The following is a 14,058-nucleotide window of genomic DNA, read 5'->3' as shown; positions in this document are numbered from 1 at the left end:
CGCATGGCTAAGAAGCGTCGCTCCGTGCTCAGGCTGGAGGCCCCCTTCAGTTCGGATCCGCCGCGGCTGACCTCAGAGGCGGTGGGCCTGCCGAGGATCCTGCGCCGGCCGGCCGCGTCCTACACCATGGACGTCACCATCCTCGACGTCGACGACGCCCGTCTGCTGCGGGCGGGGGTGATCGTGGCGCACCGGGTGATCGAGGGCACCGGGGAGTGGTACCTCGCGGCGCAGGGCTGGGCGCCACACCTCCCCGCCGAACAGGTGGAGCCGCTCGGGGCCTCCGGGGACCTGCCGGAGCACTACGCCCGCCTGATCCGGCCGCTCACGCGGCGGGGGGTGCTGGGCCCGTTGGCCGCGCTGCACTGCGAGCGCGACGAGTGGGCGCTGCGTACCAGCGAGGGTCAGGTCGCCGCCGTCGTCCGGGACGAGCGGGTGAGAATCCGGCGCAGTGGCATCACCACCGCCCGCTACCGCGAGATCACCATCACCCCGACTGAGCATCTGACCGGTCAGCAGCGCGAGTTCCTCATCAGCGCGGCGATGGCGGTCAACGCCACCGTCGTGGACCAGTACCCCACCGTCGCGCAGCGGCTGGGCGCGCCCGCAACGGGACTGACGAGCTTCCCGCGGCCGCGGGAGACGCGCCCGGATCCGTCCCTGGAGGAGTACGTCAGCTCGCTCTTCGCCGAGCATCTTCAGGGGATCGTGCGGGCGGATCTGGCGCGCAGAGCCACCTCGTTGGAAGACCTGGGCGATGTCAACGCCCGCCTCTGGGCGTTCGGACGCGACCTCCGCGGGCTGGCGCCGGTGCTCGAGCCCTCGTGGCGCGAGGCCACGGAGCGCTCGCTCGCCGGACTGCCGTACTCATCGCCGGCGGAGGCGGAGAGTCCGCTGCTGGATGTCATCGACGCCCTGGTGGGGGCCGCCCGGGCACCCAGGCTGGGAGACCTGGCGCACAAGCAGGCGGGTGAGCAGCTGTACCATCGCGCCGAGCAGGCCACCCTCATCCTGGCCAACCGGTGCCGCTCCCTCACAGCGGACTCTCCGGATGACCAGTGGCAGGGAGCGCTGCGCGCCGCCGAGCAGCTCGAGGTGGTGGTGGGGGTGGCTGCCCCCCTGTTCCCGAAGGTCGTGACCCGCATTCTGCGCCGGCTCGCGGACGTGACGCAGGAGCTGCGCGGGTGCGCGCTGGGCACGTTCGCTGGAGATCCCGCCCTCGACGGGCTGAGCGCGGCTCAGGCGTTCGCCCTCGGCCGGGACGCCGAACGCAAACGCGCCCTGGTCAAGGCGCGACGCGAGGCGTTCATCGAGCGCTGGCCGGCGCGCGTCGTAGAGGCCCGGAAGCTGATGCTGCGAGCCAAGAAGAAGCAGGCGAAGAAGCGGTGACGGGCGCGTTCATCGTCTTCGAGGGCGGCGACGCGGTGGGCAAGACCACCCAGGTGGAACGCCTGTCGGCCTGGCTGACACAGCGGGAGGCGCCGCACCTGACGACCCGCCAACCCGGCGGGACCCAGGTGGGCAACGAGCTCCGCCGACTGGTGCTGGACCCGGCGATGGGCCATGTGGACGCCCGCGCGGAGGCACTGATGTACGCGGCGGACAAGGCCCAACACGTGCACGAGCTGATCGCACCCGCGCTGGAGCGGGGAGAGACGGTGGTCTGCGACCGCTACGTGGACTCGATGATCGCCTACCAGGGGGCTGGTCGGGCCCTGGACATCGAGGATGTGGCGCGGATCGCATGGTGGGCCGTCGACGGGCTGAGGCCGCATCTGACCGTCCTGCTGGACGCGGATCCCTCGGATGCCGTGGAAGGGCTCTCCGAGAAGGACCGCCTCGAGGGGGCGGGGATCGCCCTCCACCGCCGCGCCCGCCACTTCTTCCTCGATCTGGCCGCTCAGGATCCGGAGCGCTACCTCGTGCTCGACGCCAGGGCCACGCGCGACGAGCTGGCCGGCGCCATCGCGGCACGCGTCGGGGCGCTGCTCGGGTTCGCCTGAGCGAACCGTCTGCGGGCCATGGCAGGATGGCGCCATGGGCGATGTGTTCTCCGAGCTGATCGGGCAGGAGCGCGCCGTCGCCACCCTCCGTCGCGCCGTCGAAGGGCGTAGCCACGCCATGAGCCACGCGTGGCTCTTCGTGGGGCCCCCCGGTTCCGGCAGATCCAACGCCGCGAAGGCGTTCGCAGCGGCCCTGCAGTGCCCCGACGGCGGCTGCGGGCACTGCCAGGAGTGCCGCACCACGCTGGCGGGAGCGCACCCGGACGTCACCCTGTTGCGGACCGAGCAACTCTCCATCGGGGTCGACGAGGTGCGCGCACTCGTGGGCCGCTCCAGCATGGCCCCGGTGAAGAACCGATACCAGATCGTCGTGGTGGAGGACGCGGACCGGATCACCGAGCGAGGCGCGGACGCCCTCCTCAAGGGGCTGGAGGAGCCGGCACCCAGGACGGTGTGGCTCTTGTGCGCGCCCAGCGCGGACGACGTCATCATCACCATTCGGTCGCGGTGCAGAGGCATCAAGTTGGTGACCCCAAGCGACGACGCGGTGGCGGAGCTCCTTGTGTCCCGCGACGCTATCTCCCCGGCGCTGGCGGCGCACGCGGCCCGGGCCGCGCAGGGGCACGTCGGCCGCGCGCGAGTGCTGGCGCGTTCGGAATCGGCGCGGATCAGGCGCCGCGAGATCCTCTCCCTCCCCGGCAAGCTCAACTCCGTCACCGCGTGCCTCACCGCGGCCGAAAACCTGGTCTCCTCCAGCGCGGAAGAGGCGGCCGCGGTCACCGGTGAGCTGGACGCGAAGGAGTTGGCCTCCCTGCAGGAGATGCTGGGCCTCGGCGGACGCGGCGCCAAGCCGCGCAACGCGCAGGCCGCGGTGCGGGACCTTGAGGACCAGCAGAAGGCGCGCGGGAAGCGGCTGCAGCGTGACGCCCTGGATCGTGTGCTCACCGAGCTGACCGGCTACTACCGAGACGTCCTGGTGAGTCAGACGGCCCCTGAGGTGCCACTGGTCAACGCGGACCTGGCGGACGAGATCGAACCGGTGGCGCGCTGCTCCACCCCGGAACAGACGGTCCGAGCCCTGGACGCCATCCTGCAGGCGCGCACGGCATTGGAGGGTAACGTGGCGCCCCTGCTCGCGCTGGAGGCGCTCCTGATCAGCCTCTCGCTCGCTGCCCGGACCTGACGTCGCGGGCGTGTCACCCGGACTGGGCCGCGGTAGTGGTGCCAAGATGAACAGCACGACTGCCCACGGATAGGGGAACTCATGTCCAACAACGATTGGGTCCAGGAAGGCACGCCTCGCGACGAGGAATGGACGGCCGAGCAGGACGAATACGGCGTGCCGGTGGAACCAGCCGAGTGGGATGACTACGCCTCGGAGCAGACCGTGCCCGTCCCCCCCGCCCCGGTCCAGCCGGTCGAGCAGGGCGAGCCGCCGGTGACCGGTGAGGACGGGGACGGCGAGGCCGTTGAGCCCGCCCAGGAGGAGCCCCCTGCGGCCGAGGCGAACCAGCAGCCGGACGAGGAATGGCAGGCGGAGGTGCCGGCGTCGCAGGATATTTCCGCGGGTGAGGGTGCAGACCAGCGTGTCGACGACGAGTGGGCGGCCGACGAAGCCGTCGCGGACTCCCAGGGGCATCAGGTGGTCGATGACAGGGGGGCCGACGAGGAGCCGGTTGTCGAGGAGGGTGTTGCAGAGGAGTCCGTGGTCGAGGATGAGCCGGTTGTCGAGGACGAGGCCGCAGCCGAGGAACCCGTAGCTGAGGAAGCCTTCGCAGATGGGCCCGTTGTCGAGGATGAGCCCGTTGTCGAGGAGCCGACCGTCGAGGAGGCGCCCGTCATCGAGGAGGCGCCCGTCATCGAGGAGGCGCCCGCACCTGTGGGGGCGTTCGGGCGCCCGGCGGATCGCGAACCTCTGAGCGAGGACGATGCCGAGTCGACGAGGGCCATGCCCATGCTCGCCGGCGGGGCTGCCGGAGCCGCCGGGACGGCCAGCGCCGCTCCTGGAGCTGCAGCCGTGGCGGGCGCCGCCACGCTCGCAGGGCTGTATCGCGCAGACCGCGATCGTGCCGAGGAGACTCGCGTGATCGACGGCGCGCAGCGTCAGACCTATGACGATGAGCTCGCGGAGGAGGAGCGCCAGGCTCACCAGTTGAGGGCGGACAAGGAGGCCCGCAACCAACGCCTGGGGCTGGTCCAGACCTCGGACGCCAATGCTGTCCGTGACCCGAGCCCGGTCCGCCGCCGCGGCGTCGGGCACTTCGGCAGCTTCGGTCTCTTCGTGCTTCGGCTCGTCACCGCCGTGATCATCGGTGTGGTGGGTTATCAGGTGCTCAGCGACATCGATGCCACCGCCGAGTTCCTCGGCGCAACCCTCCTCCCAGAGCCGCGGCTGGTGGCGTGGATCGTCGGATTCGGGCTTGCCGTGCTCGCTGTGCTCCTTGTCATCGGGCTCGCCGTGCGGGTGGCGGGCCTCCTGTTGGCCGTGGTGGCCGTCGGGTCGCTGGTCTTCATCCGTTGGGGCCAGTTCAGCCCCTTCGTCGCCGGCATGGAAGGGTTCCTGGGGGACCACGACCTCCTCCTGGCCGCCGTCGGCATCCTCTTCTTCTCCCTGGGGGGCGGGCGTTGGGGTATCGACGGTGCCTTCGTCAAGGCGAGGGAGACCGCCCGGGAGGCGAAGCACTGACCGCCGGGCACGGAGCCGGAGGCCACCGCCCGAGCGCTTGGGCCGGTCACTAGGCTGTGGGCATGGCACGGGTGATGGCCGTCGCCTTCGAGCGGTACGGCCAACTGCACTACCTCGACCCAGGGGACCTTCACTACGCGGTGGGAGACTGGGTCCGGTTCCCCACGCCCGACGGCGAGGAGGTGGCCCAGTGCGTCTGGGCGCCGGAATCCGTGGCCGAAGGCTTCGAAGGGCTCCCCGTCTGCCCCGGTCCCGCCACCGCGTCGGACCTTGATCGTGACCGGGCGAACCGGCGGATCCGCACAGAGGCGGCAGGCATCGCCAAGTCGCTGATCGCGAAGCACCGGCTGCCGATGAAGGTGGTGGGTGTCGACTTCCTGGACCGTTCGGCGGATTTCGACCGCATTGTCGCGGTGTACTACACGGCACCCCACCGGGTGGATTTCCGCAACCTTCTGGGGGATCTGGCGCGGGCCCTGGATGCGCGGATCGATCTGCGGCAGGTGGGTGCCCGCGATGCCGCCCGGCTGATCGGTGGAGTGGGCAGTTGTGGTCGTGAATTCTGCTGCACCACCTTTCTCACGGACTTCGAGCCGGTGTCGATGCGTCTTGCCCGCGTGCAGGGCCTGCCGCCCAACCCCCTGCAGATCTCGGGCGCGTGCGGGCGGCTGATGTGCTGCCTGAAATACGAACACCCGCTGTATGTGGACTTCATCCAGCGCGCACCTGCCGTCGGGGAGCAGGTGAGCGTCGACGGGAACCCCGGAGTTGTCACAGGTCACAGCGTGACCGAGCAGATGGTCACGGTGCGCCACGGCGGCGGTGAGATCGTGCGTTGCCCGCTGGAGTCGGTCTGTTCGACGGCGCGTGGGCGCAGCGCCTTCGCTCAGGGGTCGGCCGGGAAGGGTGCGGATGAGTAGGAGAGTCAACCTCGTCCAGGCGGTGCTCGGGATGATCGCCCTGGCCCTGGTGGCCACCCTGTTCATGGGCGGCTTCGTGGGGGGCACCAACAGGGACGAGCCTGCCTCGCCCAACACGCCAGGGCCCGCCACGCCGTCGGCGATGGATCCCGGTGCACGGATGCCGGGTGTGCCGGAGCGGCCCATCGCGGAGCATGAGACATTCCCGCCCAAGCCCGGGCAGAACGAGGACAGGCTCCTGGACTACCAGCCGTCGGCAGAACCGGCGGTGGATCTCCTCCCCTCGGCCGGGGACCTCGAGGCATACGCCAGCCAGGTGGTGGACTGGGCCTTGTGCGACGACGGCTCCGGCGGGCAGTGCGCCACCGTGAAGGTGCCCCTGGACTGGGAGAACCCGGCCGGGAAGGCCATCGAGATCGCGGTGCGCCGGGTGGTCGACGGTGACTCCTCCCGGGGCCCCCTCTTCGTCAACCCCGGCGGCCCCGGCTTCGGCGGACAGGACTTTGCGCAGCGCCTCGCCGGGAGGTGGACCAACTTCGACGCCATCGGATGGGATCCCCGCGGCACGGGGGAGTCGACCTCCGTGGTCTGCGGCACCCTGGAGCAGACCGACGAGATCATGGAACTCGACGCGAGCCCCGACGACGAGGCCGAGGATCTCGCGCTGCAGCAGGGCGCCGTGGACTTCGCCCAGCAGTGCAGGGACAGCTCGGGGGAGTTGCTGGACCACATCACCACCATCGACGTCGTGCGGGATCTGGACCTCCTGCGTCACCTCCTGGGCGCCGAGAAGCTCAACTACGTCGGGGTCTCCTACGGCACGTATGTGGGCGCGATGTACGCGCAGTTGTTCCCGGGGTCGGTCGGCCGGCTCGTGTTGGACGCGGCTGTGGACATCACCGGCGAGGGGGACATTCCTCAGACGCAGGGCTTTGAGCGGGCGATGGGCAACTTCACGCAGTGGTGTGCCGGATCGGAGCTCTGCAGCCTCGGGGACGACCAGGCCGAGATCACCGACGGCATCGACGACTTCCTCACGGGCCTGGACTCGGCGCCCCTGCAGGTGGAAGGGCGCCTCCTCACCCAGACGATGGCGGCCACCGGCATCGCCTTGTACCTCTACGAGGACGAGGAGGCGTACCGAAGCCTGGACCAGGTGATCGCCAATGCCATGGCGGGAGACGGGGAGGCTCTGCTGTACTCCGCGGACCTCCTCAACGGGCGTGGGCCCGCCGGCTACGACACGATCGCCTACGCGTTCCCCGCCATGGTGTGCGCGGACGCCGCGGACGAGGGCGTCGCCCCCGTGCCGCAGGAGTGGCGCGACACCTTCGACGAGGCGCCCCTCATGGCGCCCCACATGGGGATGGGCTACACCTGCCAGCTGTGGACGGCCGAGCCGGCGCCACAGATCAGGATCACCGCCCCAGGAGCGCCGCCCATCCTCGTGGTGGGCACCACAGGGGACTCGGCCACTCCCTACGAGCAGGCCCAGTCCATGGCGGGGCAGCTGGAATCCGGCACGCTGCTGACCCTCGACGGGGCCGGCCACGGGGCCGTCACTGGAGACAACGGATGCATCGCCGAAGCCGTCGACGCCTACCTGTATGACGGTGTGGCCCCCGAGGAGGGCACAACCTGCTCCTGAACGGGAGGGTCTGCACGCTTTGCCGCGGGGAAGCGTCGCCGGTATAGTTCCAGCTTGCCGCCGCCCTAGCTCAGTTGGTAGAGCGACGCTCTCGTAAAGCGTAGGTCACGGGTTCGATTCCCGTGGGCGGCTCCAGCGCCAGGCCCTGATCCCCGGATCGGGGCCTTCGTGCTTCCTGACGCGGGCTCCCCGGGTCTGAGGGCAGCACGGCGGTGGGAATCGCTAGAGTTCCGCCCATGGCCCAGTTCGATCTCCCCCTCGACTCCCTGCGCACCTACCAGCCCGACGTGCCCGAATCGCCGCGCTTCGACGAGTTCTGGTCATCCACGCTCGCTCACGACGAGCCCGTGGCGCTGCTCGAGGAGGCGCTGATCGACAACCGGCAGGCGCTGATCGACACCTACGACCTGACGTTCACCGGCTTCGGGGGCGCACCCGTCAGGGCGTGGCTGCACGTTCCCGCCGGCGCCAGCGGCCCGCTGCCCACCGTCGTGCGCTACCACGGGTACTCGGTCTCGCGCGGCATGCCGCTGGCCCCGGTGTTCGCCGCCGCCGGGTACGCGCAGTTCGACCTCGACAATCGGGGGCAGGGCTGGCACTCCGCGAGCGTGTTCGAGCGGACCCCGGATCCGGACGTGGCGGCGGGGGAGTTCGGCCCGGCCGGCCCCATGACGAAGGGCATCTCATCTCCGGAGACGTACTACTACCGCCGGCTCATCACCGACGCGGTGCGGATGCTTCAGCTGGCCGCCGGCCACCGGCTCGTGGACGCGTCCCGGCTGTTCGTCGCCGGAGGATCGCAGGGCGGCTACCTGACGCTCGCCGCCGCGGGGTTGGCGCCGTCGGTGGGGATCAGCCTGGCCGGCGCCATGCCGGACGTGGCGTTCATGTGTCACATCCGCAGGGCGGTGGGGCTCACCGACGACGCCCCGTTCTCCGACATCGCCCGCTTCATCAGGGCGGCCCCGCACCTGGAGGACGCGGTGTGGGAGACGCTTGGCCACTTCGACGGGGTGTCGTTCGCGCGGCGGGCCGAATGCCCGGCGCTGTTCTCGGTGGCGCTGGCAGACACCATCTGCCCCCCGTCGACGGTCTTCGCGGCGCACAACGCCTACGGGGGGCCGCGCGAGATGGTCGTGTATCCGCACAGCGGCCACGAGGGTGGCCAGGACGTCCAGGTGTGGCGCCAGCTCGGCTGGCTGCGCGAGAGCCTGAGAGAGGCCGGCGTGCCCGATCTCTTCGGCGACCATCCGGACCGCTTCGCGGACCCGACGCACCGTCGCTTCCTCGTCGACCACCGCCGGGCCCTGCTCGACTTCTACCAGCCGGAGGTCTGCCTGCCCTCCGGTGGATTCGCCTGGATCGGCAGCGACGGACGCGCGATGCCGGAGATGGGGGCGCAGCTGTTCATCGGTGCCCGGATGATGCACGTCTTCTCGCTGGCCGCCCTGGAGGGTCGCCAGGGCGCCCGCGAGGTAGTCGAGCACGGGCTGGACTTCTACCTCGACGGCCCGGGCCGCGATCCTGAGTTCGACGGATGGGTTCCCGTCGTGGGCGGTGACCAGCCGCAGGACCGCAAGGAGCTCTACGGCACCGCCCAGTTGCTGCTCGCCGCCAGTACGGCCACCGCCGCCGGCTTCAGCAGAGGGCGTGCTCTGCTGGACGCTGTCTCGGCCGTCATCGACCGCCACTTCTGGCGCGAGGAGGACGGGATCTGCGTGGAGGGCTACGACCGCACGTTCACCCAGCTCGACGAGTACCGGGGCCAGAACGCCAACATGCATCTCACCGAGGCATATCTGGCCGCCTACGAGGCCACAGGGGAGGCCACCTACCTCACCCGGGCGACGTCCATCGCGCGGCGCATCGCCGCCCAGGCGGCCGGCCAGGAGGAGGGCGCGTGGCGGCTGCCCGAGCACTTCACCGCAGACTGGGAACCCGACAACCAGTACAACGCAGAGGATCCGCGGCACGCCTTCAGGCCCTACGGCTCCCAGCCCGGACACTGGCTGGAGTGGACCAAGCTGCTGCTCCAGCTCAGGGGCCTCGGCGTGGACGAGTCGTGGTTGCTGCCCGCCGCGGCCGCCTTGTTCGACGGGGCGGTGCGGGACGCGTGGAGCGAAGGCTTCGTCTACACGGTGGACTGGGACGGCTCCACCGTGGTGGAGGAGCGGTTCTTCTGGGAGGTGGCCGAGGCGATGGGCGCGGCGCGTTACCTGTGGCTCGCCACCGGGGACGTCTCGTACCAGGAATGGTACGAGCGGTTCTGGCGCTTCGCCGACCGGCACTTCGTGGACCATGAGCTGGGCAGCTGGCACTCGGAGCTCGACCGCAGCCTCGTGCCGGTGACCCACACCTGGGAAGGCAAGCCGGACCTCTACCACGTCTACCAGGCCACCCTGTACGCTTCACTGCCGGCAGATCAGGGCTTCGCCGCGTGGCTCACTTCAGCCGAATCGACCGCCCTGGCTTAGGAGACTCCCGGCATCACCGCTGGAGGGGGCCTTGTAGGCTGGTCATCGCTTCCCCGATCCGGGGTACGTCAAGGAGGAACACCGTGTTCGACTGCGCCATCATCGGGGCCGGCCTGGCAGGGCTGGTCGCCGCGCAATACCTCACGGACCGCGGGCTGAACGTCACCGTCCTCGAGGGGCGAAACCGCGTGGGCGGCCGCGTCGAGAACAAGGTGCTGAGTGACGGCTCCTACGTGGAGCTTGGCGGCCAGTGGATCGGCCCCGGCTTCGACGAGCTCGTCGAGATCATCGACTCGCTGGGCCTCGAGACCATCGGCCTCCCCGCCCGAGGCAACCTGGTGGTCCGCCTGCGCGGACAGGCCCTGCAGGTGCCGTCGAAGGAGGACACCCCGGCGCTGACCCCGTTCGAGGTCTCTGATCTTGGGCAGGGCCTGCTGCGGCTGCGTCGCCTGGCCGAGCGGCTCCGCGACGACCCGGCCTGGCGCAAGGCCAACGACGTCTGGCTCAAGCAGGATCTCCGCCGGTGGGTCACCACCAACCTGCGGACCCATGGCGCGCAGCGGCGCTTCGGAGAGGTGTACGCCGCGGCGTTCGGGCCCATGCCGAAGGACGCCACGCTCGTTGAGGGTCTGCATCAGGTCAACTCCGGGCCGGATCTGGAATCCATGCTGGCCAGCAATGGCGGGCTCCATCAGCAGCGCGTGCAGGGGGGCATGGCCGCCGTGGCAGAGGCGCTGGCCGCCCGGCTGGGCGATGTGGTGCGGCTCGATGCCGAGGTGACCATGGTGGAGCACGCTGAGCGTTCTGCCAGGCTCAGGCTCGCCAACGGTCAGCAGGTAGAGGCCCGGCAGGTGATCTCCACCCTGCCGCCGAGGCTCGCCGTCGCGCTGCCGCACCAGCCGGCGCTGGCGGCGTGGCGCGCGGAGGCCGCGGACAAGGTGGCTCCCGGCAATGTGATCAAGGCCTTCCTCATCTACTCGCGCCCCTTCTGGCGCGAGTTGGGCTACTCCGGTCAGTCCAGTGCCGACGAGGGCGCGGTGCGGGTCACCTTCGACACCACGTCGGACAACTCCGAGCGCGGGCACCTGATGGGCTTCTTCGAGGGCGCCGACGCCGACAGCCTGTCGCGCCGCTCAGTCACGTTGCGTGAGCGGGCCTTCGTGGATTCTGTCGTGCGCACGTTCGGTGACGTGGCCGCGTTCCCACTGTCCTACATCGAGCGTGACTGGTCCGCGGAGAGGTTCACCGGCGGCTGCCACGGCGCGCACTTCGCGCCCGGCGTCTGGACCACCAACGGACCCGTCCTCGCCGAACCCGAAGGGGTTCTGCACTGGGCGGGGGCCGAATACGCCACCCGCTTCAACGGGTACCTGGAGGGTGCGGTGCGCTCGGGCCGCGAGGTGGCAGCCGTTGTCGCCCGGAACCTCGCCTGACGCACGGCTCGGCCGGCTGCGCCTGGTGGCGCAGGGCCTGATCACGCGGCCGTTCGGCACGCCCGCCGACGCGGTGGCCGCGCTCGGTGCCATGCAGGGCCAGGACCTGCCCGGGGTGCTGGCCTCGGCCGCTCTGCGGACGCCGCTGGGCATCGAGGCCGTGCTGTCGGACGTCGCTGAGGGACGGCTGGTGCGGGGATACCCCATGCGGGGCACCGTCTTCCTCCTCCCCGCTGCCGACGCTGCCTGGATCACCGAGCTCTGCGCCCGTCCAGCGATGCGCGCGGCCTCCGCCCGCAGCCACCAGTTGGAACTCGACGAGGCGCAGATACTCCACGCCCGCGACCGCGCGACCGAGGCGCTGGACGCCGGCCCGATGCCAAGGGCCGCGCTCTTCGACCACTGGGAGGCCCACGGGCTGAGGCCCAAGGGCGGCCGCGGCTACCACCTGCTGTTCCACCTCATTGCCGGCGGGACGCTCTGCTACGGGCCGTGGAACGGCGCGGATCAGGATGTCGTTCTTGCCGCCCGCTGGCTGCCCGCGGGGTCGTCGCTGGAGTCGCGGTTCAACGGGGATCGGGTCGCCGCAGTCGCCGAGCTGCTGCGCCGGTACCTGACCAGCCATGGTCCCGCCACCATCCGGGACTTCGCGTGGTGGACGAAGTTGGGGCTGGGGGAGATCCGCTCGGCACTGCCGCTGGTGCTGGGTGACCTGGAGGGCGAGGCAGGGGGGCAGGAGGCCAGCCACTGGCGCCCAGGCCTGGTGGAGGAGGCCGCGGAGCTGGGGCGCCGGGCGTCGGCGCCGCTCCTGCTGCCGGGCTTCGACGAGTTTGTGCTCGGGTATCAGGACCGCCTGTTCGCGCTGACCGCTGAGGAGCACCACCAACTGGTGCCGGGCAACAACGGGGTGTTCAAGAAGTCGATCGTGGCCAGCGGTCTGGTCCGCGGCATCTGGACCCGCGCAGGCCGGCCTGGGGCTCGCAGGCTCGAGACGGTGGAGTTCACCGCTCTCAGCCCCACGGTGCGCAGGCAGCTGGCGGTCCGCTTCGCGGCCTTCCCCTTCGTCGCCCCCTGACCCCCCGGACACAGCGGGAGGGCGACGCGTGATGCGTCGCCCTCCCGCTGACAGTGCCGCTCGATCAGATGGCGGCCGACCCCTTCTCGCCGGTGCGGATCCGGACGATCTCGTCCACCGGGGTGGACCAGACCTTGCCATCGCCGACGGCTCCGGTGCGGGCGGCCTTGGAGATCACGTCGATGACCTCCTGCGCCTCGTCATCCTCCACGACGACCTCGATCTTGGCCTTCGTGATGAAGTCGATGGTGAACTCGGCTCCGCGGTAGAACTCCTTGTGGCCGCGCTGGCGGGCGTAGCCGGAGCATTCGGTGACGGTCATGCCGGCCACGCCGTGCTGCGCGAGGGCGATCTGAACCTGGGTCAACATGGTGGGCTGAACGATTGCCGTGACGAGCCTCATGCCTGCACGTCCTCTCGGGGGATGGGAACGATCAGCGTCTGCCGAACGCCGTAGGTGGAGTAGCCGACAGCGCTGAGGTCGTAGCCGGTTTCAGCGTGCTCGACGGTGTCGATGCCCTGGGTCTCGGCTGCCTCGGGCACCCGCAGGCCCATGGTCTTGTCCATCACCTTGGCGATGGCGAAGGTGACCACGAAGGAGTAGATCATGACGACCACCGCACCGAGCGCCTGGCGCCACAGCTGGTCGACCCCACCGCCGTACAGGAGGCCGGCCACACCGGCGGGGGAGTCCGGGTCGGCCAGGAAGCCGATGGCCAGAGTGCCGACCAGGCCACCCACGAGGTGGACGCCCACGACGTCGAGCGAGTCGTCGTAGCCGAACTTGCTCTTCAGGCCGATGGCGTAGGCGCAGGCCGCGCCGGCAAGCAGACCGATGACGAGGGCGCCCAGGGGGCTGACGGAGTGGGCGGCGGGGGTGACACCGACGAGGCCCGCCACGATGCCGGATGCGGCGCCGAGGCTGGTGGCGTGTCCGTCACGCAGGCGCTCCACCAGGAGCCAGGCGAGCATCGCCGCGGCGGCGCCTGCCAGGGTGTTGATCCAGGCCACACCGGCCATCGCGTTGGCGCCCAGCGCCGAGCCCGCGTTGAACCCGAACCAGCCGAACCACAGCAGGCCGGCGCCGAGCATGACGAGGGTCAGGTTGTGGGGGCGCATGGGGGTGCGTCCGAAGCCCATCCGCGGGCCGATCGCGATGGCCAGGGCCAGCGCCGCGGCGCCCGCGTTGATGTGGATGGCGGTACCGCCGGCGAAGTCGATGGCCTGGATGCTGTTGGCGATGAAGCCGCCCTTCTCAGCGGTTCCGCCGTCGAAGCTGAACACCCAGTGGGCTGCGGGGAAGTACACCAGCAGCGCCCACACGGCGGCGAAGACCGCCCAAGCGGAGAACTTCATGCGGTCCGCGACCGCGCCGGAGATGAGGGCCACCGCGATGATGGCGAAGGCCGCCTGGAAGCCGGCGAAGACCATGGCCGGCACCGTGAAGGTGGCGAGCTCGGGATCCATCATCCCTTGGAGGAAGAGGAACTCCAACGGGTTGCCGATGAAGCCGCCGATGGAATTGCCGAAGGCCATGGAGTAGCCGACGATCACCCAGAGGACGCCGACGATGCCCATCGTCGTGACCGACATCATGAGCATGTTGAGCACGCTCTTGGCGCGGACCATGCCGCCGTAGAAGAACGCGAGACCGGGGGTCATGAGGAGCACCATGGCGGCGCTCACCAGGACCCAAGCGGTGTCGCCTGCACTGATTTCGAGAACTGTCATGCCGCAAAGCTTGCAGGGCGCCTATTTCGGCGGGTTCGTCGCAGCGTAACGGTTGAGTTAGGGAAATCCCGGCCGACGTATCGATCGG

11 protein-coding genes and 1 tRNA gene are annotated in these 14,058 nt (G+C 70.3%); 10 read left to right on the top strand and 2 right to left on the bottom strand.

All coding sequences use genetic code 11. The features are described from left to right. Positions 1-3 precede the first annotated feature (3 nt). The 10 genes from H5398_RS04310 (at position 4) to H5398_RS04265 (ending at position 12,239) form a co-directional block, all read left to right on the top strand. Positions 4-1,389 (top strand): hypothetical protein, encoded by a 1,386-nt coding sequence (locus H5398_RS04310; protein WP_182799133.1) that lies wholly within the window; start codon positions 4-6, stop codon positions 1,387-1,389. Further along, on the top strand, positions 1,386-2,003 hold the full coding sequence (tmk, locus tag H5398_RS04305; protein WP_370586048.1) for a dTMP kinase: 618 nt from the start codon (positions 1,386-1,388) through the stop codon (positions 2,001-2,003). The genes H5398_RS04310 and tmk overlap by 4 nt, the downstream gene beginning before the upstream one ends. 34 nt (positions 2,004-2,037) lie before the next feature. Continuing rightward, a complete protein-coding gene (locus H5398_RS04300) occupies positions 2,038-3,186 on the top strand; it encodes a DNA polymerase III subunit delta' (protein WP_182799132.1) in 1,149 nt (382 codons plus the stop codon). An 81-nt stretch (positions 3,187-3,267) separates the two neighbouring features. Continuing rightward, positions 3,268-4,689 (top strand): DoxX family protein, encoded by a 1,422-nt coding sequence (locus H5398_RS04295; RefSeq protein ID WP_182799131.1) that lies wholly within the window; start codon positions 3,268-3,270, stop codon positions 4,687-4,689. A gap of 62 nt (positions 4,690-4,751) precedes the next feature. Further along, positions 4,752-5,609 (top strand): regulatory iron-sulfur-containing complex subunit RicT, encoded by an 858-nt coding sequence (locus tag H5398_RS04290; RefSeq protein WP_182799130.1) that lies wholly within the window; start codon positions 4,752-4,754, stop codon positions 5,607-5,609. After that, the gene (locus H5398_RS04285; protein WP_182799129.1) at positions 5,602-7,257 is read left to right on the top strand and encodes an alpha/beta fold hydrolase; all 1,656 of its coding nucleotides are present in this window, start codon (positions 5,602-5,604) and stop codon (positions 7,255-7,257) included. Before H5398_RS04290 ends, H5398_RS04285 begins: the two co-directional genes overlap by 8 nt. Positions 7,258-7,316: 59 nt before the next feature. Continuing rightward, a tRNA-Thr gene (locus H5398_RS04280) sits at positions 7,317-7,392 on the top strand. A gap of 101 nt (positions 7,393-7,493) precedes the next feature. Further along, positions 7,494-9,731, top strand: a complete 2,238-nt coding sequence (locus tag H5398_RS17170) for an AGE family epimerase/isomerase (protein WP_255443532.1) — start codon at positions 7,494-7,496, stop codon at positions 9,729-9,731. A gap of 83 nt (positions 9,732-9,814) precedes the next feature. Continuing rightward, positions 9,815-11,164: an FAD-dependent oxidoreductase gene (locus H5398_RS04270; RefSeq protein ID WP_182799128.1), complete on the top strand. Its 1,350-nt coding sequence runs from the start codon at positions 9,815-9,817 to the stop codon at positions 11,162-11,164. Continuing rightward, positions 11,142-12,239: a winged helix DNA-binding domain-containing protein gene (locus H5398_RS04265; protein ID WP_220489121.1), complete on the top strand. Its 1,098-nt coding sequence runs from the start codon at positions 11,142-11,144 to the stop codon at positions 12,237-12,239. Before H5398_RS04270 ends, H5398_RS04265 begins: the two co-directional genes overlap by 23 nt. Before the next feature lie 64 nt (positions 12,240-12,303). On the opposite strand, the gene H5398_RS04260 is transcribed toward H5398_RS04265, so the two are convergent. Beyond that, positions 12,304-12,642 (bottom strand): P-II family nitrogen regulator, encoded by a 339-nt coding sequence (locus H5398_RS04260; protein ID WP_182799127.1) that lies wholly within the window; start codon positions 12,640-12,642, stop codon positions 12,304-12,306. Next, positions 12,639-13,970, bottom strand: coding sequence for an ammonium transporter (locus H5398_RS04255; protein ID WP_182782139.1), 1,332 nt, complete (start codon positions 13,968-13,970; stop codon positions 12,639-12,641). Before H5398_RS04255 ends, H5398_RS04260 begins: the two co-directional genes overlap by 4 nt. Positions 13,971-14,058 lie beyond the last annotated feature (88 nt).

Origin of the sequence: Tessaracoccus sp. MC1679 (assembly GCF_014164775.1) — a bacterium.
GTDB lineage: Bacteria > Actinomycetota > Actinomycetes > Propionibacteriales > Propionibacteriaceae > Arachnia.
This window is presented reverse-complemented; position numbering and strand designations above follow the sequence as displayed.